The 26,239-nt window shown below is 40.5% G+C and carries 22 protein-coding genes; 5 read left to right on the top strand and 17 right to left on the bottom strand.

All coding sequences use genetic code 11. The annotated features are described in order from the left end of the window. Positions 1-204: 204 nt before the first annotated feature. The 3 genes from E2R53_RS04535 (at position 205) to E2R53_RS04525 (ending at position 4,591) form a co-directional block, all read left to right on the top strand. Complete coding sequence (locus E2R53_RS04535; RefSeq protein WP_133310598.1) at positions 205-1,581, top strand: sigma-54 interaction domain-containing protein; 1,377 nt, start codon at positions 205-207, stop codon at positions 1,579-1,581. 85 nt (positions 1,582-1,666) lie between these two features. Continuing rightward, the gene (locus tag E2R53_RS04530) at positions 1,667-2,998 is read left to right on the top strand and encodes an aspartate aminotransferase family protein (RefSeq protein ID WP_133310597.1); all 1,332 of its coding nucleotides are present in this window, start codon (positions 1,667-1,669) and stop codon (positions 2,996-2,998) included. 177 nt (positions 2,999-3,175) lie between these two features. After that, positions 3,176-4,591, top strand: coding sequence for a sodium:solute symporter (locus tag E2R53_RS04525; RefSeq protein WP_133310596.1), 1,416 nt, complete (start codon positions 3,176-3,178; stop codon positions 4,589-4,591). A gap of 57 nt (positions 4,592-4,648) precedes the next feature. On the opposite strand, the gene E2R53_RS04520 is transcribed toward E2R53_RS04525, so the two are convergent. Genes E2R53_RS04520 through E2R53_RS04505 form a run of 4 tightly spaced genes read right to left on the bottom strand, consistent with a single transcriptional unit; the run spans position 4,649 to position 8,040 of the window. Further along, the gene (locus E2R53_RS04520) at positions 4,649-5,293 is read right to left on the bottom strand and encodes an ABC transporter permease (RefSeq protein WP_133310595.1); all 645 of its coding nucleotides are present in this window, start codon (positions 5,291-5,293) and stop codon (positions 4,649-4,651) included. Beyond that, positions 5,290-6,204 (bottom strand): glycine betaine ABC transporter substrate-binding protein, encoded by a 915-nt coding sequence (locus tag E2R53_RS04515; RefSeq protein ID WP_133310594.1) that lies wholly within the window; start codon positions 6,202-6,204, stop codon positions 5,290-5,292. The genes E2R53_RS04520 and E2R53_RS04515 overlap by 4 nt, the downstream gene beginning before the upstream one ends. Positions 6,205-6,231: 27 nt before the next feature. Further along, positions 6,232-6,879, bottom strand: coding sequence for an ABC transporter permease (locus E2R53_RS04510; protein ID WP_133310593.1), 648 nt, complete (start codon positions 6,877-6,879; stop codon positions 6,232-6,234). Next, entirely contained in the window at positions 6,880-8,040 is a 1,161-nt protein-coding gene (locus E2R53_RS04505; RefSeq protein WP_133310592.1) for an ABC transporter ATP-binding protein, read from the bottom strand. Positions 8,041-8,222: 182 nt separating this feature from the next. Between E2R53_RS04505 and E2R53_RS04500 the strand changes: the two genes are divergently transcribed. After that, entirely contained in the window at positions 8,223-9,434 is a 1,212-nt protein-coding gene (locus E2R53_RS04500; protein WP_133310591.1) for a phospholipase D-like domain-containing protein, read from the top strand. On the opposite strand, the gene brnQ is transcribed toward E2R53_RS04500, so the two are convergent. The 6 genes from brnQ to E2R53_RS04470 all read right to left on the bottom strand — a co-directional run bounded on the left by brnQ (position 9,431) and on the right by E2R53_RS04470 (position 16,821). Then, positions 9,431-10,750, bottom strand: a complete 1,320-nt coding sequence (brnQ, locus tag E2R53_RS04495; RefSeq protein ID WP_133310590.1) for a branched-chain amino acid transport system II carrier protein — start codon at positions 10,748-10,750, stop codon at positions 9,431-9,433. The genes E2R53_RS04500 and brnQ overlap by 4 nt on opposite strands. A 710-nt stretch (positions 10,751-11,460) precedes the next feature. Next, complete coding sequence (locus E2R53_RS04490; RefSeq protein ID WP_133310589.1) at positions 11,461-12,129, bottom strand: DUF4352 domain-containing protein; 669 nt, start codon at positions 12,127-12,129, stop codon at positions 11,461-11,463. Between the two features lie 93 nt (positions 12,130-12,222). Next, the gene (locus tag E2R53_RS04485; RefSeq protein ID WP_133310588.1) at positions 12,223-13,623 is read right to left on the bottom strand and encodes an alkaline phosphatase; all 1,401 of its coding nucleotides are present in this window, start codon (positions 13,621-13,623) and stop codon (positions 12,223-12,225) included. 171 nt (positions 13,624-13,794) lie between these two features. After that, on the bottom strand, positions 13,795-14,988 hold the full coding sequence (locus E2R53_RS04480; protein ID WP_165970889.1) for an MFS transporter: 1,194 nt from the start codon (positions 14,986-14,988) through the stop codon (positions 13,795-13,797). A gap of 4 nt (positions 14,989-14,992) precedes the next feature. Then, a complete protein-coding gene (locus tag E2R53_RS04475) occupies positions 14,993-16,036 on the bottom strand; it encodes an ArsR/SmtB family transcription factor (protein ID WP_133310586.1) in 1,044 nt (347 codons plus the stop codon). Positions 16,037-16,275: 239 nt separating this feature from the next. Then, on the bottom strand, positions 16,276-16,821 hold the full coding sequence (locus E2R53_RS04470) for a GNAT family N-acetyltransferase (RefSeq protein WP_133310585.1): 546 nt from the start codon (positions 16,819-16,821) through the stop codon (positions 16,276-16,278). A 347-nt stretch (positions 16,822-17,168) separates the two neighbouring features. On the opposite strand from E2R53_RS04470, the gene E2R53_RS04465 reads away from it, so the two are divergent. Then, positions 17,169-17,513 (top strand): cyclic-phosphate processing receiver domain-containing protein, encoded by a 345-nt coding sequence (locus E2R53_RS04465; protein WP_206197351.1) that lies wholly within the window; start codon positions 17,169-17,171, stop codon positions 17,511-17,513. A 238-nt stretch (positions 17,514-17,751) separates the two neighbouring features. Here the strand turns inward: E2R53_RS04465 and E2R53_RS04460 are convergent, their stop codons facing one another. From E2R53_RS04460 to E2R53_RS04435, 7 genes are all read right to left on the bottom strand, one after another. Continuing rightward, entirely contained in the window at positions 17,752-18,975 is a 1,224-nt protein-coding gene (locus E2R53_RS04460; RefSeq protein WP_133310583.1) for a YcdB/YcdC domain-containing protein, read from the bottom strand. Between the two features lie 170 nt (positions 18,976-19,145). Then, positions 19,146-20,114, bottom strand: a complete 969-nt coding sequence (locus tag E2R53_RS04455) for a cell wall-binding repeat-containing protein (RefSeq protein ID WP_133310582.1) — start codon at positions 20,112-20,114, stop codon at positions 19,146-19,148. 264 nt (positions 20,115-20,378) lie between these two features. Next, entirely contained in the window at positions 20,379-20,510 is a 132-nt protein-coding gene (locus E2R53_RS23495) for a hypothetical protein (protein ID WP_286166064.1), read from the bottom strand. A 171-nt stretch (positions 20,511-20,681) separates the two neighbouring features. Beyond that, the gene (locus E2R53_RS04450) at positions 20,682-21,206 is read right to left on the bottom strand and encodes a GNAT family N-acetyltransferase (protein ID WP_133311148.1); all 525 of its coding nucleotides are present in this window, start codon (positions 21,204-21,206) and stop codon (positions 20,682-20,684) included. A gap of 57 nt (positions 21,207-21,263) precedes the next feature. Beyond that, positions 21,264-24,359, bottom strand: a complete 3,096-nt coding sequence (locus E2R53_RS04445; protein ID WP_133310581.1) for an efflux RND transporter permease subunit — start codon at positions 24,357-24,359, stop codon at positions 21,264-21,266. A 123-nt stretch (positions 24,360-24,482) separates the two neighbouring features. Beyond that, entirely contained in the window at positions 24,483-25,109 is a 627-nt protein-coding gene (locus E2R53_RS04440; RefSeq protein ID WP_133310580.1) for a TetR/AcrR family transcriptional regulator, read from the bottom strand. Between the two features lie 71 nt (positions 25,110-25,180). After that, positions 25,181-26,233, bottom strand: a complete 1,053-nt coding sequence (locus E2R53_RS04435; RefSeq protein ID WP_133310579.1) for a serine hydrolase domain-containing protein — start codon at positions 26,231-26,233, stop codon at positions 25,181-25,183. Positions 26,234-26,239 lie beyond the last annotated feature (6 nt).

Below are 26,239 nucleotides of genomic sequence, written 5' to 3'. Positions count from 1 at the left end.
TCAATTCGGGTAAGAAAATCGAGTATAGAGAGCAGCAAAAAATAAATCACAAATTGAAAATTAAACTCAATAGGACTTTTTATTCGTTCATACCGTTTCTCGTATTCAATTCTGCGGAATCCTGCTATAATTATTCAAAAATGAATAAATATTCAGATATGAATAAATTTTCTTATATTCATTCAATGAAAGGATGAATTTCAGATGACGGTTAGGGCGAACTGGAATGAAAATGAACAAATTCTCCACTCTCTGAAGGATGATATTCTCGTGACGAACTTGGAGGGTATTATTTTGAAAGTGAGTGAGTTTACCGGGAAAATCTACGGGGTTGAGTCTGATAGTTTAATTGGAAAATCCGTCTATGATCTGGAGGCACAAGGACTGTTCACGCCTATTTTGACTCCAATTGTTGTAAAAGAGAAGAAAAAAATTACGTTTGTTCAAACCACGAATAAAGGAAAAAAGCTATTGGTCACAGGCATCCCTGTCTACAACGAAGCAGGCGAACTCTACAGAGTAGTCAGCTATTCACACGATATTACGGAACTTGCCGACTATAAAAATTTTCTTATTACAATGGAAGAAGAAATGGAACGGGTAAAAACCGAGCTTGATCTTTTGCGGAGCAGACAGCTTTATGATGCGGGGATTATTGCAAAAAGTGAAGCGATGCAGAACGTGATCAGTACGTCCATTCAAGTTTCTGAAGTCGATGTAAATGTACTGATCCTTGGAGAATCGGGAGTAGGAAAATCCCTGCTTGCAAAATTTATACATAATAAAAGCGAACGAAAAAATGGACCATTCATTGAGGTCAATTGCGGCGCTATACCTGATACCCTGGTAGAAGCTGAACTGTTTGGCTATGAAGCCGGGTCTTTTACGGGTGCTAACCGGAAAGGCAAAATCGGTCTGATCGAACTATCTGATGGAGGAACTCTTTTTTTAGATGAAATTGGCGAGCTGCCTCTTGCACATCAGGTAAAAGTTTTGAAGGTCATTCAGGAAAAGCAGTTTTACCGAGTTGGCGGAACAAAGCCGATTCATGTTGATTTCAGGCTCATTTCCGCTACAAATAAAGATTTGCAGCAGGCTATCAAAGATAAATTATTCAGAGAGGATCTGTACTTTAGATTGAACGTTGTGCCGATCACCATTCCCCCGCTCAGACAGCGGACAGAAGATATTGTGCCGCTCATTCATTTACTTCTAAAACAATTAGAAGAAAAATACAAGAAGGAAAAGACGCTGGATGAAGCTGTCACACATCACCTTTTGCACTACGACTGGAAAGGCAATGTCCGTGAATTAATAAATATTCTGGAACGGCTGGTTGTGATTTCTCCTTCTTCTCTAATCACCGTTGACCATCTGCCGGAATACATAAAAGCTTCTGTTCCGCCTTCTCCCTTTCCTATAGATGACCATCAGACCTTATCAGAAATGATGGATGCAGTGGAAAGGCAAATTCTATTAAAAGCCAGGAAAAAATATAAAACCACAGTACGCATGGCAGAGGCTCTTGGCATCAGCCAGCCTTCAATTGTTAGAAAAATGAAAAAACATCAGATTCTTTAACTCTCTTGGCACGGTTCTTGCAAGTGTTTAAGTATAAGCAGATTACTTATTAAACATGATGCAGGATTGATCAAGGAGGATGAAGATGGAGAAGAATTGGAGTCATTTAGTTGCAGAAATGCCGGATTTATTAGCGCCGAGCATGGCAAAGGATCACCCGAATCTGCCAGTTGTAAAGGCGGAAGGCTGCTGCTACTACGGGCTGGACGGCAGAAAATATCTGGATTTCACATCCGGAATTGCTACAGCCAACACAGGACACAGACACCCGAAAGTAGTACAAGCCATCAAAGATGCCGCAGACCAGCTGATGCATGGACCGTCAGGCGTCATCATGTATGAATCAATTTTAAAGCTGGCAAAGGAATTAAAGCTCGTTCTTCCTGAAAATCTCGATTGTTTTTTCTTCGCCAACAGCGGAACGGAAGCAATTGAAGGCGCGATAAAACTAGCGAAGCATGTCACCAGAAGACCATACGTGGTTTCATTCATCGGCTGCTTCCATGGCCGTTCGCTTGGCGCATTAAGTGTAACAACATCTAAAAGCAAATACCGTAAATTTCTGCAGCCGAACGGACTCGCTTATCAAGTTCCTTATGCTGATGTATCAGGATGTCCAACAGGAGCTGATCCTGAGGTTTATTGTACGGAGAAACTAGAAAAGGATTTTGAAACCCTGTTTAATCATCAAGTAACACCGGAAGAAGTCGCCTGCATGATCGTGGAGCCTGTCCTTGGCGAAGGCGGATATATCGTCCCTCCCAAAAGCTGGCTGAAAAAAATACGGGAAATCTGCAGCAAACATGGTATCCTCCTTATTTTTGATGAAGTCCAAACAGGCTTTGGCAGAACCGGCGAATGGTTTGCCGCGCAGGCATTTGATGTTGTGCCGGATATTATGGCCATCGCCAAAGGCATTGCTTCAGGCCTTCCATTGAGCGCTACAGTGGCGTCTAAAGAGTTAATGCAGCAATGGCCGCTTGGCAGTCACGGCACAACGTTCGGAGGCAACCCGATTGCATGCGCAGCGGCACTTGCAACCTTAGAAGTGCTGAAAGAAGAGAAGCTCATTGAGAACTCCAAAAATATGGGCAAATATGCAGTGGAAAAGCTGAAATTTTTGCAAAGAACCTCCCCTGTAATCGGCAGTGTGCGCGCCATCGGTCTGATGATCGGGATTGAAATTGTTGACCCTGTAACAGGAAAACCGGACGGGGAAGCGCTTATGTCCATTTTAGACCGCTGCCTGGAAAAAGGAGTGCTGTTCTATTTATGCGGAAATCATGGCGAGGTCATACGGATGATCCCTCCGCTCACCATCAGCAAGGAAGAAATTGATCATGGACTAAGCGTATTAGAAGAAGCCGTTTATGAGTTCCAAAGCTCGCGTTCAACAAAAGCATTGCTGAACTCTTAACCATTCTTCCAGTTCAATTAAGAAAAGCGCAAGCGTCCGTTTAGCGCAGGCAGACAGATAAGGATCCGACAGTAAGGGTGCTTTTCGCCAATACTTTCGGAGCCGTTCTGGCCTAGGAGCCTGAGCGATTCCGCTTGCCATCGAAACGCAAAATTTTATACTAAGGAGGTTTTTCATATGCAGCTGATCGATACGCTCGTGGTTTTAGTGTATTTTGCTGTTTTAATAGGTGTAGGGGTCATCGGTTCCAAAAAAGCAAAAACATCGGAAGATTTTAACCTTGCCGGCCGGAATCTCGGAATGTTCATGTATCTCGGCTGTCTCTCTGCCGTTATTCTTGGAGGCGCTGCAACAATCGGAACAGCTAAACTTGGTTATATTTATGGAATCTCAGGAATCTGGTTTGTGACCATGATTGGTCTTGGCATCATCATTCTCGGTACTATTTTCATTAAAAAAATCGACTCATTAAAAATCACAACCATAAGTGAGCTTCTAGGCAAAAGATATACTTCTGAAACACGTCTTCTTAGTGCAATTGTAGCTGCCATTTATACTTTAATGGTGGCAGTCACACAAGTGATTGGAATGGGCGCGATCATCAACGTCCTTTTGGGCTGGAATATTACGACGTCCATGCTTGTTGGCGGCGGAATCGTCCTTTTCTACACCATCCTCGGCGGAATGTGGAGTGTAACAGTTACGGATATCATTCAATTTGTTGTGATGACCATCGGAATCTTTTTCATTATGCTGCCTATGAGCATTTCAAAAGCGGATGGATGGGGCAATCTCTTGACCCAGCTCCCTCAGACTCACTTCAGCTTTGCATCAATCGGCTATCAGCAAATCTTTCAATACTTCCTGCTTTATGCACTGGGCATGGTCGTATCACAGGATATTTGGCAGCGCGTATTTACAGCTAAATCAAATAAAATTGCCCGAAGCGGCTCCATCTTTGCAGGGTTCTACAGCATAGCCTATGCTCTTGCGGGGAGCATCATCGGGATGTGTGCATTCATCGTCATTCCGTCTATCAGCAATCCGCAAAACACCTTTGCGGAAATGGCGATTGCCATTCTTCCCGCCGGAATTTTAGGACTTGTTCTTGCAAGTGTCTGCTCAGCTCTTATGTCTACAGCGTCTGGAACGCTGCTGGCGTCAGCTACGCTTATTACAAATGATATTTTAAAGCAGTATTTCATGAAAAATATGACCGATAAACAGCTTTTGAGAGCATCCAGAATCACGACGCTGATCGTTGGCTTAATCGCCATTACCTTCTCGATTTGGATTCAGGATGTCCTAGTGGCTTTAGATGTCGCTTACGCTATTTTGTCAGGTGCTATCTTTATCCCGCTCGTCATGACCTTCTTCTGGAAAAAAGCGACGCCGAATGCTGGTTTTTATTCAATTTTGGTCAGCACAGTCGTTGTCCTTGCCGGCTTGTTTTTTGAAGGGCTCACATCGACAAACCCGATTATTTACGGAATGTCTTCAGGATTTATCGTATTAGTCGGAATTTCTTACATGACGAACTATAGAAAGAAAACAAACAATGTGGAGTATTTGAAAGAGACTAAGCAATTATAATTTAACGATTAATCAAAAGAAGATCAGCCCCTCGAAGGAGCTGATCTTCTTTTCTTTTTATTTGGCTGTCCGCACACTCATCTTCTTCTCCATCTGTCCTAAAACGATATCTGCAAGAATCGCCAGAATGGAAGCCGGAATGGCACCGACATAGATTCGAATGTCATTCCTGGAGTTGATTCCTGCGAAAATCTCACGTCCGAGCCCGTCACCGCCTACAAATGGCGCAAGGGTTGCAACCCCGATTGCGATGACTGCTGCAATTCTTAACCCAGCCATAATGAATGGCATAGCAAGCGGCAGCTGCACCTTTGTCAGAAGCTGCATGTAGGTCATGCCAATCCCGTGCCCGGCTTCGGTCAGAGATGAATCGACCTGCTCGAGCCCCACATAGGTATGCCGGATGATCGGCAGCAGGGAATAGAGAAACAATCCAATGACAACTGTATAAAACCCAAGTCCGAAATATAGCATCAGCAGCGCCAGCAGTGCCAGACTGGGAACGATTTGGATAATGTTCGCCACTGATAAAATAATGGGTGCAAGCTTCTTGTACCTGCTGCACACAATGCCAAGGAGCGTTCCCGCGATCAATGCAAGTGTTACCCCGATGATGACCATGAGCAGGTGCTGTCCGGTATAAAGAAGCACCAAATCTATATTTTCGCCCATATAAGTAAATAGTTCTTTAAGAAATGTCATTTCGTTCCCTCCGATTCGTTATTCAGGAGGCCTTTTTCCGTCAGGAATTCTCTTGCCACTTCCCGTTCGTTGCGGTTTTTTATATCAACCTCGTAGTTGAGCTTCGTGATGGTTTCCTCATCAATCTCTCCGACCAGTTCATTCATAATCGGCTTTAGCTCAGGATGTTTCTCCAATACCTCATTTCGTGCAACCATTGAGGCATCATAAGGAGGGAAAAATCGTTTGTCATCTTCTAATGTTTTTAAGTCATATTGAATCAGCCTAGGGTCAGTTGAATAAGCAAGAACAACGTCCACCCGGTCATTTGCAACGGCTTCATAGACTAAATTGATATCCATTGAATAAGATTGTTTGAAATCAAATCTGTAATGCTTGATAAAGGCAGGATAACCATCCTGTTTCCGTTCCATCCAAGAGGAATCGACGCCGAATTTCATCTGTTCCTGATTTTTTTTCAAATCTGATACCTTTTGAAGACCTTTTTCTTTTGCAGTCTGCTCCTGAACAGTGAGAGCATAAGTATTTTCCCATCCCAGCGGGTCAAACCAAGTAAAATCATAATGCTTATCAAAACCTTCCTGTGCCTGCTTCAGAACCTCTTTACGGTCTGTCGTTTGCTTTACAGGAAAAAAGTTGCTGAAGATGACCCCGGAATACATAAGCGCCATATCCAGGTCGTCTCTGCTCATCGATTTTAAAATCATGGGATTTGAAAGCAGATCAGGTGTAATATCTACGGTTAAATCTGTCCGATCCTCAATCAGTTCTTTATAAATCGCGGCCATAATCTTTGTTTCGGTATAGGTTGCTGCGCCGATTTTAATGGTTTCTTTTGAGCTGCACCCTGATAAAATCGAGGCACATGTCATGAATACTGTCAGTGCAGATATGATAATTGCTTTCCTCATTAAATGTCTCCTTGTGTTCCCTTATTTCTAAGCTGTAAGCCCGTTTCTTTTTTTACTGAAAAAGCCTAAAACGACATCAACAATAACAGCGAGAATGATGGCACTAACCGTTCCAGTAAAGATAAGAAAATTATCGTTGTTTGACATGCCCGCTATAATCAAATCGCCAAGTCCTCCTGCTCCGATCAGTGCAGCAAGGGTTGTCCAGCTGATAATATAAACAGTCGTTAAGCGGATTCCTGATAAAATGTATGGAAATGCAAGCGGAAGCTCTATTTTAAATAGGCGCTGAAACGTCCCATACCCCATACCTCTTGCTGCTTCAACAATGCTCGCGTCTACTTCTCTGATTCCTGAATAAGTATTGCGGAGAAGCGGAAGCAATGAATATAAAAAGAGAGCAAAGATTGCCGGCTTCATGCCGATGCCCATCAGCGGAATCAGCATGGCAAGCAGCGCTATGGTCGGAACCGTCTGAAATACATTCACAAGACCAAATACGAAGCTGTTTAACGGTCCTTCTTTTACTCTTGTCAGCAAAATACCCGTTGTTATGGCTACAAGGCAGCCAAATAAAACGGCAAGTCCAACGATTGTAAGATGTTCCCCTGACCTTGCCAGAATATCGGGGTACCGTTCCTGAAGAAAGGAAAAATAGTCCTGAATGAGTTTCATTTAAACCACCTCATCTGCATAAGGAAATACGTCAGCCATTAAACGGACCATGCTTCCTCTCGTAATCACCCCGACAAACTTGCCGTTATCTCCAACAACAGGTACATAAGGAAGGTTGTACTGGCTCATTAAGTCAAGTGCGATTGTAAAGGGGCTGTCAGATGGAACCGTATGTGCGAATGGAAGCATGACATCTTTCAGTGTTTTTGCTTCATCGCGATATTGGCCAAGCAAGTTCAGGATGGGTGCATATCCAAGCAAACTGCGTTCACGGTCAATCACAATCAGGGAGTCCACTCTTCTTTTCTCCATAATTTTAAGCGCAGCGGCAAGCCCTCTTTCCGGGTATGCTGTTGCAGGATTATCAATCATGACTTCATTAACAGTTGGAATGTCTTCAGGATCCATCGAAAAACTTGTTTCATTATGCTCTTTCAAACGTTTTTTTCCAATGAACTCTTTTACGAAATCATTTGCCGGATGGCGTAAGATCGAGTCTGGCGATCCGACCTGGATGACCTCACCATCCTTCATTAAAATGATGTTATCTGCAATTTTAATGGCTTCGTCCATATCATGAGTGACAAAGACGATGGTCTTTTTTAATTCATCCTGCAAATTCACCAGCTCAGCCTGAAGCTGATCACGGCTGATCGGATCAAGTGCGCTGAAGGGCTCGTCCATCAAAATGACATCCGGCTCTGCTGCCAGTGCCCGAATGACCCCTACCCGCTGCTGTTGGCCGCCGCTCAGCTCGCTTGGATAACGGCTGCTATATGTCTCAGGATCCAAATGAACCATCGAAAGCAGTTCATTCACTTTCCTTGCAGTCCGTTCCTCTTCCCATTTTAATAAACGCGGTACGACTGCGACATTGTCGGCTATGGTCATATGCGGAAAAAGCCCGATGCTTTGAATGACATAACCAATTTTTCTGCGAAGTTCTACCGGATTTATTTTGGAAATATCCTCATTATTTATGTATACAGTTCCTTCAGACGGTGTGATCAAACGATTGATGAGCTTCATGGTAGTTGATTTACCGCATCCGCTTGGACCGATCACCACATGAATTTTTCCTGCTTCAAGTTCAAGATTGATATCCTTTAATGCTTTAAAACCATCAGGATATTTTTTTGTAATATTTCTAAGCTGAATCATTACATGTCTCCTTCTCTGTTTAGACTCTAATTGTTTTTTTCCATTTATGTTTATTCCCTTATGTAAAATGCTTAAACATTCATTTTACTTTTTGTCAGTTCCGTTCATTCCATACATTTCCTTCTTTAAAATTCACTAATGAGTCAAACCCTAATTCATATCGATCTTTCGGGAGTTTTAACATGTTGAAGAAAATGATTTTCATCTTATTTCCAGTGATTTTGGTTGGGATTTGTTTCTTTTTGTATTTACAGTGGGACGTAAAAAGTGGTTATGAGGACTATACAAAATCGCATTCCCTAGTAGAATCACCCGTTTACCAAGGAGAACTTTCCCTTTATCCTGAAGGCAGCAAACTCTATCCTGCTCTTTTTAAAGATATTGAACGCGCTGAAAAGTATATTTACATACACTTTTTTATCATAAGAGAAGATCCTGTCAGCATGAAGTTTTTAGAGCTGCTTCAGAAAAAAGCGGAAAATGATACAATTGTCCTGCTTTCTGTCGATCGAATAGGCGGAAAAGAGATTACGAAGAAAACAATTGAAAAGCTTGAAAAAAGCGGTGTGAAATTTACATTCAGCCGAAAAGCAGGCATTCATCATTTTTTCTATACTATTAATCATCGAAATCATCGGAAGTTTGTTGTCATTGATGGGCTGGTTTCATACTTGGGCGGTTTCAATATAGGTGAGGAATATCTTGGTCAAGTTGATCGGTTTGGATATTGGCGGGACTATCATTTGCGAATTGCCGGAGAAGGAACTAGAGAGATTGAAAAACAATTTTTAAAAGACTGGGAAGAGGATACTGGTGAAAAGATCTCAGTTAAAAGACAAAGCTTTGCGGAAAAAGATGGTTCTTACTATCAGATGATTTTTTCGACCGGAGAAGAACTCGAGCATATGATGCTCTCTACCATAAAGCAGGCAAAAAAATCATTAGTCATAGCAACCCCCTACTTCATACCAAGCAATCAGCTGATGAATGCGCTGATTGCGGCTAAAAAGCAGGGGGTTGTCATTGACATTATTGTTCCTGATAACACAGACGCATGGTTTACGAAGCCCCCTAGTTATCCGAAAACAGAAGCACTTCTGAAAAACGGTGTGAATATTTATTTATATACGAAAGGCTTTTTTCACGGAAAAGTCATGATCATTGATGGCCGGATAGCCAATATCAGTACAGCAAACTGGGATCCGCGCAGCTTTTATTTAAATGATGAAGCAAGCTGCCTGATTTTTGATGCTGAATGGATTAAAACGATTCAGGCTGAAATTGATGAGGATAAGAAAAACAGCCGCAAGCTGACGAAAAAGATTGTAGACGATATTCCGCAATGGGAACGGTCTTTTATGAAAACGCCTGAATGGATCTACTATTACTTTTAAGCCGGAACACTTGATGTCTTCCTTTTGCCGAGGATGATGCCAAGTACAATTCCGATGACTGCCGGAATGAGCCAGCCAATTCCTTCTTGGTAAAAAGGCATTGAGCTTAGAACCGGACTCCATGCTTCAGCCAAAAATGTTTTATTTATCGTATCGAGAATGCTGAAAAGCCCAACGAACGCGACAGTTGTAACATAGATATAAGAACTGTTTTCAATATACTGATGGATAAGCGCCAGGAAAATCAGCACAATCGCAATCGGATAAATCATGCCCAGAATTGGTACGGACACAGTTAAAATTTGGGTTAAACCAAGATTTGCAACAGCTGTGCTAGTCAGACAAAGAATCAGTACCCATGCTTTATAAGGAACTTTCGGTATTGCACTTGCGAAAAACTGGCTGCATGAAATGACAAGTCCAATAGAAACGCAGAAACATGCAAGAGTAAAAACAATTCCCAAAATAAGTGTTCCGCTTTGCCCGAACAAATACCCCATTATGTTTGTTAAAATCTGTGCGCCGTTTTCTGATTGTCCTAAAGATGCACTAGTAGCACCCAGATATCCCAGGATGATATAGATGATAGTTAGTAAAATGCCTGCTCCTATTCCTGCAGAGATCATATAGCGCGAGAGCTTTTTATCATTTTCAACTCCCTGTGCGCGAATTGTATTTGCAATCACAATTCCAAAAGCAAGAGCTGCGAGGGCATCCATCGTTAAGTATCCATCCAAGAAGCCTTGGAAAACAGGACTATTTCCATAGTTTCCTGTTGGAAGCTCAAAAGAACCAATAGGAGTGATCAGGCTTTTCACTAAAATAATCACAATTAGCGCAAGCACAATCGGCGTCAGCAATTTACCGAACAAATCCACAAGCTTAGATGGCGACATGCTCAGCCAGTATACTAAGCCAAAAAAGACAAGCGTGTAAATGAATAACGCTGCAGGGCTGCCTGCAAAACCTTCAGGAAGAAATGGAGCTGCACCCATTTCATAGGCAAGACTTCCCGCTCTCGGTATGGCTAGTCCAGGCCCAATTGAAATATAAATGATGAATGGGAAGATAAGTGCAAATAGAGGGTGTACCCGGGAATTCAGCGCATGAAAGCTTCCTGCTTTCGCAATCGCCACAACTCCAAGGATCGGCAGACCTACTGCAGAAACGATAAACCCTGCAAGCGATGGCCACATGTTATCTCCCGCAGCCTGTCCGAGAAAGACCGGAAAAATTAAATTTCCTGCCCCAAAAAACATTGAAAAAAGCATTAAACTAATAAAAATAAGTTGTTTCCCAGTAAATTCCTTCGTCATGTTAAAACTCCTTTGATGTAATAGTTCCTATAAGGAAATAGTCTTAAAAAATAATAGTTCAAAGTATATCAGCTAATAAATTGATTGACTAGTTCATTTTTTCAGTACACTTTTCAGGATAATAAACAAAGCTTTATTTATCAGCGTTGTATGCGTTTACTTGACGCTGATAAAATTTCTTCCATTAGTGCACTTTATTTCTGTTCAGCGAAACATCCATCAGTGCTACTTTGCGAAACCGAAATTTTTAGTGGGAAAAACTTTCATCTTTACAGCCAATTTTGACTTTCATTTAGCCATTTAGGAGATTTTTTCGATTACATTATTTTACTTTTTCAAACAACCTTCAAATCAAATTTAATACCTTAAATTTTCCATAAGCAATTTGTTGGTTTGATGAAAATGTTGTGCGTTCCTTTCCTATCCTGTCAGTGTCTTAAATATCAATGGCGTCATTCTTCTTAGTACTACTACTTTTAACGCGTCAAAGCTTTTAAATTGGCGTCATTCTCCTTAGTGCTACCATTTTTAACGGTTCAAAGTTTTAAAAGTGGCGCCATTCTTCTTAGTGCTAGCACTTTTAACGGTTAAAAGCTTAAAAAGTGGCGACAGCCTCCTTAGTGCTGCCACTTTGATTGGGCAAGGTTTCAAAAGAAGGGGCTGACCATAAAGTCAGTAATAAATGACTTTATGGTCAGCCCCTTTAGGGATTATTTAAATTCAATGTTCAATTCCTGTGCTTCAGCTGCTACCTTTTGTTTATCGTTCAGAAGATCACTCGTCAAAATCTTAATACTTTTGACCTCTTTGACTGAATGATCCAGGATGAAACCGACATTCCCCTTCTTAGTGCTGTTTGCGGCAAGCTCGCCATTTAACTCTTCGAGATAAATATCAGATTCCCAGTCTTTGTGCTCGCCAGTATTTGTTTCAAGAACAGCGATTGGAGAAAAATAAACGGGCTGATCCGAAGTATTCTTGATTTCAATATTCGCCTTTACAATGTCAAACGTTTCTTCATGTGTAAACGTGTGAAAGAAATCGATCATGCTGTAATCCGGTGTATGCTCAAGGATTTTAACATCGCGGACAATCATTTCGACATCTCCGACTTTGTACGTTTTGTTGACATTCTTAATTGCCTTCAGTTTTGCTGCTCCTTTGTCGTCTTTATGAGACTGACCAACTTCAAGCAGCTTGCGGTCATCCGTAATTTGAGGATTTGGAACGTAGACATCATTTGAGGTTTGTTTATCTTTAGCGGTTTCAGAAACCTTTTCTTTCTCCTCTTTGGCTGCATCCTCAGGTGTTGAAGAAGCTTGAGCTGAGCACGCGGAAAGAATAAAGGTTAATGATAGGAGCATCCATAGTTGTTTCATTGGTAATCCCCTTTCTCCTGGAGTGAATGAATGGGAAGCAACAGATCTGACAAATACTTCTTTGTCAGATCTGCCTGTCCCTGAAAGAAAATCTTATTTCTTTTTGTTTTTCTCTAAAATGTCAAAGATAATTTCTGCATGGTCTGTGTTGTCTTTTTGGCCTGCAAACAATTCTGATCCTGGTCCGTATGCAAATACAGGAACATCTTCACCTGTGTGCCCGCCGGTAGTCCAGCCTGTGTTTGTACGTTTGTTAAAAATAGCTTCGATGGCATTGTCCACTCGTAAAATTCCTTTATCTTTATCTGCTTTTCCTTCTTCAACAGCCTTCTTAACAGAATTAATTTCTTCTGCCGTAAGCTCTAAATCAATGTTTTGCTTTAATGTTTTTTCTGCATCTGCACCTTTAGTGACAATTTCATTAGCCATGAAATCAGGTGTGCGCTTAGCTGCTTTAATCGGCTCGCCGAACCAGTTGTAAACACCGTCAGCTCCGATTGAATATCCGCCTGTTGAATGATCAGCTGTAGCTACTACTAGTGTATGCTTGTCCTTTTTGGCAAACTCGATTGCTGCTTTGTATGCTTTTTCGAAGTCCTGCATTTCACTCATGGCCGCAACGATATCATTGTCATGACCTGCCCAGTCTACCTGGCTTCCTTCAACCATAAGGAAGAATCCGTCTTTGTCCTTGCTTAATCTTGTCAATGCAGAGTTTGTCATGTCTTGCAGTGAAGGTGTTTCATTGTTGCGGTCGATCATTTTCGGCATACCGCCTTCTGCAAACAATCCTAGTACCTGCTCATTTTTATCCTTCAATAAATCTTCTTTATTAGTCACATAGCTGTATCCGTCTTTTTTAAATTCTTCTGTAAGATTGCGGTCACCGCGGATGAAGTTGCTTGAGCCGCCGCCAAGCATGACATCTACTTTGTGCTTGCCGTTAATCATCTCATCATAATAATCATCCGCTAATGAGTTCATGTTTTTGCGGCTCATATCATGTGCCCCAAACGATGCCGGAGTGGCATGTGTGATTTCAGAGGTTGCAACAAGGCCTGTTGCTTTCCCTTTTTCTTTAGCAGATTCTAAAACTGTTTTAAGTTCCGTTCCATCGTTGTCTACTGCAATTGCTGCATTGAACGTTTTGTAGCCTGTTGACATCGCCGTTGCTGCTGATGCTGAATCCGTTACATTTTCAGCTGGATCTTCCGGATATGTCATTTGATTGCCTACTAGATACTTATCAAATTCCGTACGTTCAGCCACCGGAGTTTTAGGATCATCCTGTAAATAGCGGTAAGCAGACGTATAAGATACACCCATTCCATCACCGATCAGAAAAATAACATTTTTAATTTCGCCCGGTTTTTTTGAAGCTGCTTCAGCATGATTCGTTTTCGCTTCAGGGAAATTTCCAATTAAGCTGCCAGCCACGACTGCAGAAAGAACTGCTACAGGAATTACTTTTTTACCTAGTTTTCTATTAAACAACGGAACAACCTCCTGATAGAATGGTATTTTTTACTCTCAATTACCAGTCTATTGGATTTTCATTAAGGAAGTTTGCAGCTAATGTAAAGTATGGATGTCCGTCATTTACGGAAAATTTACAATAAAGATAAAGAAAACGGCTTCTTTTTTTACATGGAACCTGTTTCCTGCTTAAGGACTCCTTTGAACCATGTTTCGTTTCTTCAAAAATGTAAGGATCAAAAGTCCCCCGCCTGATACCGTGCATATCAGCAGCCCTATAGATAAAAACAAAGCAGGAATCCCAAATTGCGAAGCACAAAAAGTACCGTACATGATCCCCAGCGGAGCTGCCGCTTTTGTTAACAAAAACCTGATAGACAGGACTTGTCCCAGAATTGAATCCGGAACCAGCCGCTGATAAAGCGTGGTGCTGTATATGTTCCAAAAAGGCATAACGGTCCCGGCAATGACTTCTATTAAAATAGCAATCCATAAAACGCTGGTGACACCCAATGCCAAATATGTGCACCCGCCAAGAAAAACGGCCGATGTCATGACTAGATATAATGAATGTTTTGGCTCACTTATTTTTGCAGCGGCAAAGCTCCCCAAAATGTAGCCTAATGGGAATGCAGCAGCGAAAAATCCATATTCAAGCGTTGAGCCGCCGATTGTTTCTACTATGTAAGGAATATACATCGTCTGCGTGGCAAACACTCCAAAACTGGTAACAGTGATAAAACATCCTAACACAAGGAGAATTAGATGCTTGCGGTAAATATGTATTCCTTCTTTAAATTGAATAAGCCATGAATTCTGTTTCACTCTTGCAATTGATGGCTCTTTTATTTTCATAATCATGAGATAAGAAATAAAAAACATCATTGAAATAAAGAATAGTGCCTCCAGAGTATGAACAGCAGTTAAGATCAAACCTGAAGCGGGAAGAGCAATAAATCTCATCAGCTGAACCCCGCCTGAGAGTTTCGCATTCACCTTAACGAATTCATCCTTTTTAACGAGCTTAGGCACGAGTGCTGCAGCAGCCGGGTCATAAACTGTGATGGAAGTTAAAAATGCAGTTAAATAAAGAAAACCTATCTCAGTATGATCTGTTAACAGCATCAGCCATAAAAGAAAAAATGCTGAGAATCTTATTGATTCTGAAGCCTTCATCATAGTTGTTCTTTGATAACGATCGATGTAGGGACCTGCTAAAAATTGAACCAGCAGCTGGCCGGCAATACTCACCAGCCAAAGTCCTCCCATCGCAAACTTCGAGCCTGTTTCCGCGAAGACAATCCATGAAATGCAAAAGGTTCCGAATGTGCTTGCGAATGTTGAAAGCAGCTGATTATAAAAGAGGACCGAAACATCCTTCATCCCTTCAGCTCCGTTCAAAAAAAGTGTCAATTTGAGTTTCAATACCTTGAAAAGCATTTTCTGGTATTGAATAATAAGCACCGGTTACTTTCACCATACCCGCTGTCCGCAATAGGGATAAATGGTGATGAACGGTAGTTTTACCCATTCCAAGTATAGCTGTTAGCTCCTTAAGCGTTCTCTCTTTTTCGGATAGGAGCTTCATGATCCTCAGGCGTTTTTCATCGCCAATCGCTTTAAGCCGCTTTACAAGCTGTGCAGGAGGCTCGTAAGGATCTGATGTTTCATTCAAACTCTCATCACTGACCGGATAATAGAAAACCTTAGTATCTTCTAAATTAGCCTGTATCGTCCAAGGTCGATAAATGTACTGCGGTATCAGCAATACTGTTATAATGCCCGCCTCAGGCTTGTAATCCACCCCTGTCGCATGAAGAACAATCCCTTTTGGACTCTGAATATTAATCCAATTTTCTTTTTCCTTTTGATCACGTTCAAGAATGCCGGAGATTTTTGATTCTTGTTTTTGTAAAAATTCTCTGTACCAGCCCTTTGTAACCTCTATAAAATGATTTCTAAGTTCTTTTAAGTCACAGCTGCCGATAAAATGAATCATTTGTGGAAAAAAGGCGTGCCCTTTACAGGCAAGAATCATCTCATTTTCAGAATCTCCATCTCCATGGGAAGCCTTGAAACGGTTTTCTTCTTGGGTTTGATCCAAGTATGGAAGGATCAAATATTTCAGCTGCTGATCAGAGAGATTCGTGATAAATCCATGAAACTCTTTTAAAGAATCGAAATTCTGCTCATGCAAAAGCTGAAGCAGCATTTTCCACGTATTGTGTTCCTGACAATATTGCAGCTCCGCGCTAAGAGGTTCAGATAGATTCATTCGAATGGAATCCAACTCCTGCTTAGACTTTTCCAGCTGGTCATGCAGCTTTGGATACGTAATCATGGCGATGCCAAGCACGCATTCAAATAAGATCGATTGCCGCAATTCAACTTCATATGATTTTCTCTCAAAGGATGTATTTAATAGGTTCATTTTTATCAACTCCTTTCTTTATTCTAAATATATAGAATGATAAATTCAATATATTTAGAATAAAATGGTTTCTCTAATCAGCAGTAAATCTCAACTGGAACGCAAAAAAAGCTCAGAGCAAATTTTGTTCTCTGAGCACCAAAATGCATTTGGAAAGTCATAGCATGCCGTTGATTCCCAAACCAGCTATTTCAGGATTTTGGATAATCATAGCTTACTGGTAATTTCACTAAATTTTTTCAGATATTAAGTCTCCCCATTAAAATCGTATTATAGTAATTTCCATCAGATAACAATTTATCTTTTTTTAAGATGCCTTCTACTTCAAAACCATAAGCTTCGTATATCTTTATTGCTTTTTTATTGGTTTCAAGAACATTTAATGTCATTTTCCTTATTTCATTTGAATCTGCCCAATGAATTGATTCTATTAAAAGGTTTTTTCCAATCCCATATCCCCAGTATTCTTTTAATACGCATACTCCAAATTCTGCTTTGTGGGAAAATCGTTTTAATTTATTCCCTTCACATCTAGAAAAACCGACAATTCGATGATCTGCGCAAGCAACTAAAAATAAGTTTCTGCTGCTTTCTGCATCATCGATAATGATTTGCTTAAATCCTGATTCATCTATGTAAGCCTCGCCTTTTTCTCTATCTAAATGTTCTGTTTCACCGTCTATCTGCAATCTTACAGCAGACAAATTTTCAGCATCTTCAACTGTTGCAGACCTTATAGAATATTGAAAATTATTACTGTAAAATTCTTTTTGATTCACTCTCAATTCAATGCCCTCCTAAACAAAAACTAAATCGATTTTTCTCCTCGATTCATAATCTGGTTTAACAATCATACCTTGAAAAAGCAGCCGTTAGTTTCATGCAGGTTCCAGATTCCCAGTATATAGCTGGTGATGTTCCATTTCATGAAAGGAATAGCCGTTTCCTGCAGCGGAAACCTTAATAAAATATTTTCTATTGCGTGAGTTTTTTACAACAATTGGCATTGGATAGCCTATTCTGAAAGCTTTTATAAACTTAGTCATCTATTCAGACAATACTGGGTCCCCTGTGATTACATTGAAAGTATGTTACAATTAAGTCAGGTCAAACTTGATCGGAGGAAATCATCATGCAAATCAGTGTCTTCTTAGATGATTACCGAACTTGCCCAAGTGGATATGTCTTGGCAGAAACAATAGATCAATGCATTAGCCTTTTGCGAAACAACTGTGTTGACCATCTTTCATTGGACCATGATCTTGTGAGCAAAACAAGAAATGGACTTATGCTCGTCGAATACATGGTTAAAAATCACCTTTATGCTAACCGCATCACGATTCATTCCGCAAATGCAGTCGGAAGCAAAGCGATGTACAGGCATCTAAAAAAAGCACAAGAAGATTTTGAAATGCCGAAATCTATTAAAGTCATCTTAAAACCAATGCCCCTACATTCAATTGCTGCCAGCCGCTAACAAGCGACTGGAAAAATATAGAACAATTTTGAGGTATTACTTAAAAACTGATGCCTCTTTTTAATGCCTTTAAAATCCTTTTTCTACTACAAATCCTCCATCCTTTGCATCAATAAAAGATAGATTCCCTTTAAACATTGGATAGACAGGCTTATAAACCAGCTGATAATAGCTTCCTGAATCATCCTTATATTCTTTGGTCCATTGCTGTTCAACTTGGAAGACTGATGAAAATAGTTCAATGGCGTTCTCCTTTGATATACCAGGAATCGGATTTACTGACAGGAGATGAGTGTGTGATCTTTCCAGTTGTTCGGTTCACATTGATTCTGGCCATCCCGTATCTAACATGTATACCATGGTGAATAAGATCAAATTGAAAAAAAGCTCTTTCCTCATCACTTTCTATTTCCTGATCCATCATGAAATAAAGATGAGCATTTGAATAAATGGCATTCAAAAACTGAACTGCTGTTCTTTCACATTCTTTTATGCTCAGTAATTGATTTCCAGAAGTTTCGTAAAAAGAAAAGAATCCTAATAATTTGCCTGTTTCTTTATCACGTTTTATTTTTATCGTATTTTCATTTCGTTTGTTAAAAAAAGTCATGAGGCTATCATCTGCCGCAGCTGGTTCGTCCCCACCTTTTCTATAAACAAGACCGATCGCATCCCCTAAATCCTGTTCACGAATTTTTGTAAAGCCGGCATCTAAATTTGTTAAAGCTTCCGGGGAGCCCAAGAATTCTAACTTAGACAAATTTTTATAAGCTGGTTCTGGTTCTGGTTCTGGTTCTATATGTTCGTGTTGGCCCCTTAAACCCTTTAGACCTCCATCTGCCGGCATCTCATAAAAACAAAATTCCGGCTCATACACTAATTGAGGAAGGTTATCTCCATTTTCATAGAGTTCCTCATTTAGGCTGACTATCATCAGATTCATTTTTATGTCTTTCAGGAATTCATCTCTGACTTTTTCTTCAGGCTGCAGGCATTCCGGAATAACAATGTGTTCAGCTGCCCCATCATAATGGAATTGCATAATTTCACCGTGTTCATTAACATCTATGTAAAAACCGGTAAATGGCAAAGGCAAATTCAATTCCATATGGATATACGAAACTCTAAGCTTTTCCTCTGTTTTTTGCACACGCTCTTCCTTAAACTTACTAATGACACCAGGATAATGAAGTTCAGTAAATTGTAAAGCTATCTTTATCAAGTCCTCTTGACTTAAGATAGCGTGATGCATTTCTTCAGTAGATTTGTCTTTTGTAAAATCAATCAGCTGCCCGTTTCCATCCAGCTCAATCCAGATCCCAATTTCTTCATCATCGGGATGCTTCCAAGCAAAAACTGCCCTGGCTCCATCCTCATAATAATCTTCTATCTCAAGCTTATATTCATTTGGAATCACACAAATCTGCCTTGCTTTCTTTATTAAAATATTCTTCTTATGCATTTCCTTCTCCTTTATAAGAGCGCCAGTTTTCTTCCTTTAATTACGAAGGGAAAACAGGAAAAGTTTCATAGAATGAATAGAATATCCCGTCTTTATAGCTTATTTTTTCAGCAGTGTGCAGAAAAAAGCCCTATCTCTAATTTAGAGCAGGACTTTAAAATTTCATTGTATTATTTGAACAATTTTTCGATTGTGCTGTCAGGAAGAGCTTTTTCTCCGCCGACGATGAAGTATTCTTCTGCTAAATCAGCATAATCCTGGATGGTTGACTTTGTTGCTGATGCTGGATTAGATGGATCTGTTAAAACAATTCCATTTCCCCATACTGCAGCCAATGCTGATGCTGAAAGTGCATCTGGGAAGTTTTTGCCTGTAGCGATGAATGGTGCATCCATCGCAAATAATTCAATGTCATAGCCGAAGTCAATAATTTCCCTGTTTGTTTCATATCGATCCGCTCCGCTTAATCGAAGTGGGTCAGGAAGTGAATGTAAGACTTTGTCTGAAACTGCTCCAGTTCCTCCTACTACAATTGCTCCCTCTGCATTTGAGGAATCAACAAAAGAACCGACAGATTTAGGAAGTTCTGTTTTCTTAGTCAGAAGAATCGGCCACTGTGCTTGAGCTGATAGAGGCGCGACTGAAAGAGCATCTGCAAAGTTTTCCCCTGAAGCAACTACCAAGCCATCTGTTATACCAACTTCTTGAGCAATTTTTACAGATGTTTCATAACGATCAATGCCGCTGATTCGCGTAACGGTTTGTATACCCATAGCTTTAAGCTCTTTTTCAACATTAGCTGAAATAACAGAAGCTCCGCCAATTAGGAATACTTTACTTACGCCTAAGCCCATCAATTCTTCTCTCACACTTTCTGGTAAAGAATCCTTTTCTGTTAACAGTAAAGGCGCTTCATATTTATAAGCAAGCGGTGTTGCACTTAAAGCATCAGGAAAAGCACTTCCGGTTGCAATTACTGCTACCTCTGACGACTCCCATCCCATATAAGAAATGTCAGCTGATGTTTCATATCGATCCAATCCATAAATACGAGTTGTTTCTGGAGCTGATGCAGCACTAGCTTGTCCAAATGGAAGGCTGAGTACTAATAATGCTGATAATGCAAGTGACTTTTTCATAAGATCCCCCTAAATTATATAATCTACCAAACTCCTAAATTATAATGAATTTAAGGTCATTTTGTAATCATTTTTTTACAAAATCCGGCATCAAAACAGGCTATTTTTTTCGTCAATTATCGACAGAAACAACTAATTATTTTTAAATAAATAATTTATGTATTCCACTATAATAAGAACGCTTAAATTCTTTTTGATTAAAGGACCAAAAATATAAAAGAGACTGCACGCGCAGCCTCTCGAATACTATCCTTCTTTAGATTGTCAGTCGTTCTTCTTCTGTCCGCTTTTCGCACGGTTTCTGTCTAATTCAGCCGCATATTCCTCTTGCGTTTTACCCTGTTTTTGACTTTCGGATTGAATTTTTTTGAATTTGTTATCATTTAAGTTTGGCATGTTTGCACCTCCTTATGACAAGAATATTTTGTACTGCTGCCATCAAATTTATTCCAGTCCTAGAAATCCCTATAAAGCTCACCGCAATCTTCTGAAGCTTACTCCTGCCATGGGATCATGAAACAAAGCTCAATATAATGCCAGCACATGCAAAAATAAAGATTTTCTCTTTCATGAAAATGTTTTATAGTAAACAACAGTCGTATCCAGTTTTCCTTCTGCTGATTCTGCAAAGTATGGGATTCTCCCGCATTCTATATAACCAAGTGAGAGGTAAAGCTGATTGGACACATCGCCTTCTCTTGTATCGAGAACTAACAAAGATCTCTTTTCCTGTTTAGCACGCTCTTCAGCTTTTTGCATTAATAATCGGGCGATTCCTTTTCTTCGAAAGTCCGGATGAGTGATGAGCTTTGCAATTTCTGCCCGATGGCGTCCATTTTGCTTTGTGCATAAATGCAGCTGCACACTGCCAGCAATTTCTTGATTCACTTTTGCGATTAGTAAAATGACACTGGGTTCTAATACCCTTTCCCAATATTCTTTTGCCTGAGAAAGGTTCATAGGCGGAAGAAACCCTATTGATGCACCTGCCGCAACTGTCTTCATTAAAAGATCAGAGAGCTGGTTTATACTCTCTTCTACCGTTTTTAATTGTGCAATTTCGACTTCGTATGACAGCTTAAACTCCTCCATTCTACTTTTATAAAAGAACCAATTCAAAAAGAATTGGTTCCAATCAGATTTAGATTATTAGACTTCTCTGCTCATCTTTTCTTTTTTAGATACCCTGTAAAAAAACAGCTCATATACCACAGGAACGACAATCAAAGTCAGCAATGTGGAGGAAGTCAGACCCCCAATAACGGTAACGGCTAATCCCTTTGAAATCAATGTTCCTGATGAAGTTGTTAAGGCAAGCGGTATGAGCGCTGCGATTGTTGCAAATGCTGTCATGAGGATCGGTCGCAGCCTCGTTTTTCCTGCTTCGATCAGCGATTGTCGGATTGTATATCCTCGGCCGCGATTTTGACCAATTCTGTCTACAAGGACAATCGCATTTGTTGTCACAATTCCAATCAGCATGAGGAATCCAATCATGACACTGACGGATAAAGGTTCTTTTATCAAGAAAAGCGAAAGCAGTGAGCCAACTGGAACAAATATGAGCGATGATAAAATGATAAATGGAATCCGCGCCTGGCCAAATGTCACAAGCATCGTTAAATAGACAAGACCAATTGCAACGACAATGGCGATTCCAAGCGACTGGAAGATTTCCACCGTATCGTCATTTCCCCCTCCGCTCGTCAGGGAAACGCCATCCGGCAGATTCAGTTTTTCCACTCCTGCTTTAACATCCGCAGATACTGTTTGAACATTATCCCCTTTTACCTGTCCTGAGACGCGCGCATATACTTTGCCGTCAAGTTTTTGGATCGATGTGAAAGCATCCACTTCTTCTACAGCGCCAATTTCAGATAGAGCAACAGGTCCTTTTTGAGAAAAAATCTGTACGTCTTCTAATTCTTCTTTTGATTGAAGTTCTTGATCAAAACTAAGCTGAACCTCTTGCTCTTTCTCGTTTAAATTTAATGTCCCAACCGTTACAGGCTTTGTTTGGTCGCTGACTGTACCAAGAATCTGGAAGCCTGATAATCCATACTCACTTGATTTTTCAGGATCGATTTTCACAAGAAATTGTTTTTGTTTTTCACTGAAGTTGTTCGTGACATATTTTAAATCATCATTATTCTTCATGTAGTCTTCGACTTGTTTAGATGCTTCCTGAAGGGCATTTAAATCATTTGAAAACAGGTCGACGTCAACATTGTTATTGGACGGCGGTCCGCCGGTTGAAAGCTCCTGAACGCTGATTTTCAGATCTGCCTTTTCCTCATCTGAAATAGCTTCCATTTGCTGTTCGAGCGTTTTAATTGTTTTTTCAACGCTTGCGTCTTCTGCTAAGTTAACAAAATAGCTTGCCTTATTTTCAAGGCGCAGTCCAGTCGCAAAATCTCTTGCACCCACTGCAGCTGTGACTTCAGCTATCTCTGGCTGCTCACCAAACATTTCTTCAATCTTCATTGAAATTTCATTTGTTATTTCCAAAGATGCCGATGACGGCAGTTCAATTGAGGCAGTAAGCGTTTTGGATTCCTCATTCGGAATAAAAGTAAATCCAAGAGAAGGCACCACGGTAAAGGAACCGGCAAGCATCACAACAGATATCAGCAGGATCATCAGCTTGTGATTCAGCGATTTTTCAATCAGGCTGCCATACCAGCGCTGCAAGGCGCCCTCTTTCTCTTCTGCTGGCACTTTCTTAAATGAAAATTTAGCTAAAATTGGAACAATGGTAATGGAAACAAGCAATGATGCCAGTAAGGAGAAAATAATCGTTAAGGCAAACGGCAAGAAGAACTTCCCAGTCACGCCTCCTACAAACCCAATCGGCAAGAACACGACTACTGTAGTAATGGTAGATGATGTAATGGCCTTTAAAATTTCCTTTGTGGATACAAGGATAACGTTATCCGACATTCCTTCATTTGACTTGCGCACACGTCTGAATATATTTTCAATTACAACGATACTATCATCAACGACACGTCCTACAGCTACAGCCATCCCTCCAAGTGTCATGATGTTAAGAGAAATATTAAGCTGATTCAGGAAAATCGCGGCAATTAATAAGGACAATGGGATGGAAACAACCGCTATAATTGTCGCACGGGCATTGCGTAAAAATACGAGCACAGCTATAGATGCAAACAACGCTCCTAAAAGACCTTCCTTGACCAGGGTTGAAACCGATTTTTCAATATCCTTTGCTGAATCAATTCCAATCGCATAATCAATTTGGCTGTCATACTTTTTAAGGACGTTCATGACTTTATCAGCCACTTCAACCGTATTTGCATCTTGTTTTTTTGTGATTGCCATAGAAAGGGAATCTTTCTCGTTAAAACGGGCCAGTTCACTTTTTTCTGTAATGGCCTCAACCGCTGCAACATCTTTCAGGCGAATTTCTGCTGGCTGAGCAGGTGGAGCTTCAGTGCCAGGCTGGGATTCAGCACCTGATTCAGGCGCCGGACCAGCAGGAGCACCTCCTCCTCCTGGTGTTAACACAAGATCTTCAAGCTTTGCAACGGAATCGAGGCTTTCTTCCACCCGAATCGGGATTTGCTCCTCATTTTGTGTTAATTCTCCTGCTGGGAAGGAAAGATATTTCTCATTAATCTGATCCTTGATGCTGCTTAAGGCAAGACCTGCTTCCTCAGCTTTCTCTTTATCCACTGTAATTTGAACGAGATTATCCGTCAGTCCTGCAACGGATACATTATTGATGCCCTGAATTTTATTAAGTTCTGGAATCACATCATCTTTTAATAAAGCTTCAATACTTTCCCCGTCCTTGCTGAACAGAGAGATATTATAAATCGGAAAAGATCCAAATGATAAACGGTTCAGATTCATTTCTGTCTCATCCGGAATTCCTGCTTCTTCTATCACCGAATTAACTTGCTGCTCTACTTTGTCAAGGTCAGTATCAAAGGGAAATTCGAGATTGATAATTCCGATGCTGTCATATGCAGAGCTTGTCAATTTCGTGACACCTTCAATAGAATCCAGCTGATCTTCAAGCTTTGAAATAACTTGTTCATTTACGTCATCCGGTGATGCACCGGGATAGACAGCTTCAATTGAAATTTGCGGAAATTCAATATCAGGAAACTGATCGACTTTTAATTTTGAAAAGGAATAGATCCCTCCAAGAATCAATAAAAACGAAATAATAAATACTGCAACAGCGTTCTTAAGGCTAAATTTCGTTAAAAAATTCATATGCCGGCTCCTTATCATAATTGAAATATATATATGTTGAGTGATATTACATCACTTATTTTCCCTATCACTTGATAGATTTTTGTTCGTAAAAATAAACCTTAACACTCTTGATCCCATTTGTTAAAGTTCATTTCGAGCCTCTTTAAAAGAGGGTGAGGCTAACCCATATAAGATAACTTTTGTGTAGAGCTTTGCCTGATCTTTAGCCATTTTTTCTTTATGCTGCTGCTCGGAATCATTCGTAGAAATCAAATTTAAGAGCAGATAAGCAGAAGCTGCCGGATAAGACCCAAATTCATCAGGGTTCCGGATCTCACCTTGCTTTACACCCCGTTCGAAAATCGAAGCAATTGGAACCTGATACGCATCGATCCACCATGTTTTGATTTTGCTGCGATGGCCGGCATCCAGTTCTTTTTCAATATCCCTGAACATTTGACTGATCGATGCAGGTTTATTTATCAGGATATAATACGTCACTTGATACAGGCATTCCTCCAAATCATCACAACGTTTAATAATTCGCTCCAGTGCTGTCTGCATGTCAAAAAGCTCCGAGCGGAGAACTTCTAAATAAAGAGCCTTCTTGTTTTTAAAATGATGATAGAGAGTTGGCTGTGTCAGTCCGCAGGCATCCGCAATATTCCTCGTCGAAACCGCTCTGAACCCATGTTCCATAAAGAGGTCATGTGCCACCCTGACAATTTTATGATGAGTATTCTTTTTTTGTTCTAAATCCTCTGCCATTCGCAAAATCCCTTTCCATTAAAACCTATCACTTGATAAAATCATAAGCGGATTATTCATTTACGTCCATTTTAAATGTGCAGCGATTTCATTTCGTTAATGACTTGCCCCACCAATGATTCATTTTGAGGCTTTCCAGGATCAGCATTGATCATGACCGCTATCCCGCTTTGCATCCTCGGATAAGCAATCAGCATACACTGAAACCCAACTCCCCATCCTTTCGAGACAAAATATGGTCCTCTTTCATCATTCAGAAGAAATACACCCAGGCCGGCAGCCTTCTCACTTCCAAAACCCGTTAACATCAAACGGGCCAAATTTTGTTCCAGAATTGAATTCTTTTCCCCGATCCAAGCATCCGTAACCGCGCGTGCTAATTTCGCCAAGTCAGTTGGTGTTGACCATAAACCTGAGCCTGCCAAATAAGGATAATAAGCGCGCTTTCCCCCGACTGTTTGTCCATACTTGCTATGTCCAGCTGCTGCATTTACATGAAGCTTCTTTGTTTGATCATAATAATTCCAATAAAATGTGTCCTTAAGTCCCAATGGAGACATAACCTGCTTCTCCATTACAGCGGTAAATGACTCTCCAGTCACATCTTCTACAACTTGCTCAATTACACAATAACCTGCATCTGAATAGGAAAAATCACTTTCAGGACAGTAAGAAACTTGAAGAGGCTGAGGATGATACCGGGTTTTCCCTTTAAATATATCAAGCATGGTTGGAAGTGGATCCTGCTCCTGATATATGTCAAAGCTGCTTTCTGGATCTATAAAGCCTCCTTGATGTGCAAGCAAATTTCTCAGCGTCACCTTTTTTTGTTTTGTAAAGTGATTTTCAGGAATGTGCCATGAAGTTAAATAGTTGTTTACATCTTCTTCTAAATCCAGCATCCCATCCTTAACTAAACGCAGGATACCCATGGCAGTGGTCATTTTGCTGATCGAACAGGCATGAAAAAGGGTGTTTGAAGTTACCATGTTTGAAGTGCCTGCTTCTACTACACCATACCCCTTGTTTACGGCTATTTTTCCTTCTTTGAAAACCGCCAGCGCCAATCCGGGGATATGCTCCTGATCCATTGTTGAATGTATATTCTGCAGGTTCAAACTCATTTTATC

The organism is Peribacillus frigoritolerans, assembly GCF_004358755.1.
GTDB lineage: Bacteria > Bacillota > Bacilli > Bacillales > Bacillaceae > Bacillus_P.
This window is presented reverse-complemented; position numbering and strand designations above follow the sequence as displayed.

What these genes read in the sequence shown, in the direction of transcription:
- E2R53_RS04475 (WP_133310586.1), bottom strand. Translation starts at nt 16,036, where the DNA reads ATGAACCTATTAAATACATCCTTTGAGAGAAAATCATATGAAGTTGAA.
- E2R53_RS04465 (WP_206197351.1), top strand. Translation starts at nt 17,169, where the DNA reads ATGCAAATCAGTGTCTTCTTAGATGATTACCGAACTTGCCCAAGTGGA.
- E2R53_RS04440 (WP_133310580.1), bottom strand. Translation starts at nt 25,109, where the DNA reads ATGGCAGAGGATTTAGAACAAAAAAAGAATACTCATCATAAAATTGTC.
- E2R53_RS23495 (WP_286166064.1), bottom strand. Translation starts at nt 20,510, where the DNA reads ATGCCAAACTTAAATGATAACAAATTCAAAAAAATTCAATCCGAAAGT.
- E2R53_RS04525 (WP_133310596.1), top strand. Translation starts at nt 3,176, where the DNA reads ATGCAGCTGATCGATACGCTCGTGGTTTTAGTGTATTTTGCTGTTTTA.
- E2R53_RS04445 (WP_133310581.1), bottom strand. Translation starts at nt 24,359, where the DNA reads ATGAATTTTTTAACGAAATTTAGCCTTAAGAACGCTGTTGCAGTATTT.
- E2R53_RS04505 (WP_133310592.1), bottom strand. Translation starts at nt 8,040, where the DNA reads ATGATTCAGCTTAGAAATATTACAAAAAAATATCCTGATGGTTTTAAA.
- E2R53_RS04510 (WP_133310593.1), bottom strand. Translation starts at nt 6,879, where the DNA reads ATGAAACTCATTCAGGACTATTTTTCCTTTCTTCAGGAACGGTACCCC.
- E2R53_RS04435 (WP_133310579.1), bottom strand. Translation starts at nt 26,233, where the DNA reads ATGAGTTTGAACCTGCAGAATATACATTCAACAATGGATCAGGAGCAT.
- E2R53_RS04490 (WP_133310589.1), bottom strand. Translation starts at nt 12,129, where the DNA reads ATGAAACAACTATGGATGCTCCTATCATTAACCTTTATTCTTTCCGCG.
- E2R53_RS04500 (WP_133310591.1), top strand. Translation starts at nt 8,223, where the DNA reads ATGTTGAAGAAAATGATTTTCATCTTATTTCCAGTGATTTTGGTTGGG.
- E2R53_RS04460 (WP_133310583.1), bottom strand. Translation starts at nt 18,975, where the DNA reads ATGCATAAGAAGAATATTTTAATAAAGAAAGCAAGGCAGATTTGTGTG.
- E2R53_RS04455 (WP_133310582.1), bottom strand. Translation starts at nt 20,114, where the DNA reads ATGAAAAAGTCACTTGCATTATCAGCATTATTAGTACTCAGCCTTCCA.
- E2R53_RS04530 (WP_133310597.1), top strand. Translation starts at nt 1,667, where the DNA reads ATGGAGAAGAATTGGAGTCATTTAGTTGCAGAAATGCCGGATTTATTA.
- E2R53_RS04535 (WP_133310598.1), top strand. Translation starts at nt 205, where the DNA reads ATGACGGTTAGGGCGAACTGGAATGAAAATGAACAAATTCTCCACTCT.
- E2R53_RS04480 (WP_165970889.1), bottom strand. Translation starts at nt 14,988, where the DNA reads ATGAAGGATGTTTCGGTCCTCTTTTATAATCAGCTGCTTTCAACATTC.
- brnQ (WP_133310590.1), bottom strand. Translation starts at nt 10,750, where the DNA reads ATGACGAAGGAATTTACTGGGAAACAACTTATTTTTATTAGTTTAATG.
- E2R53_RS04450 (WP_133311148.1), bottom strand. Translation starts at nt 21,206, where the DNA reads ATGGAGGAGTTTAAGCTGTCATACGAAGTCGAAATTGCACAATTAAAA.
- E2R53_RS04520 (WP_133310595.1), bottom strand. Translation starts at nt 5,293, where the DNA reads ATGACATTTCTTAAAGAACTATTTACTTATATGGGCGAAAATATAGAT.
- E2R53_RS04515 (WP_133310594.1), bottom strand. Translation starts at nt 6,204, where the DNA reads ATGAGGAAAGCAATTATCATATCTGCACTGACAGTATTCATGACATGT.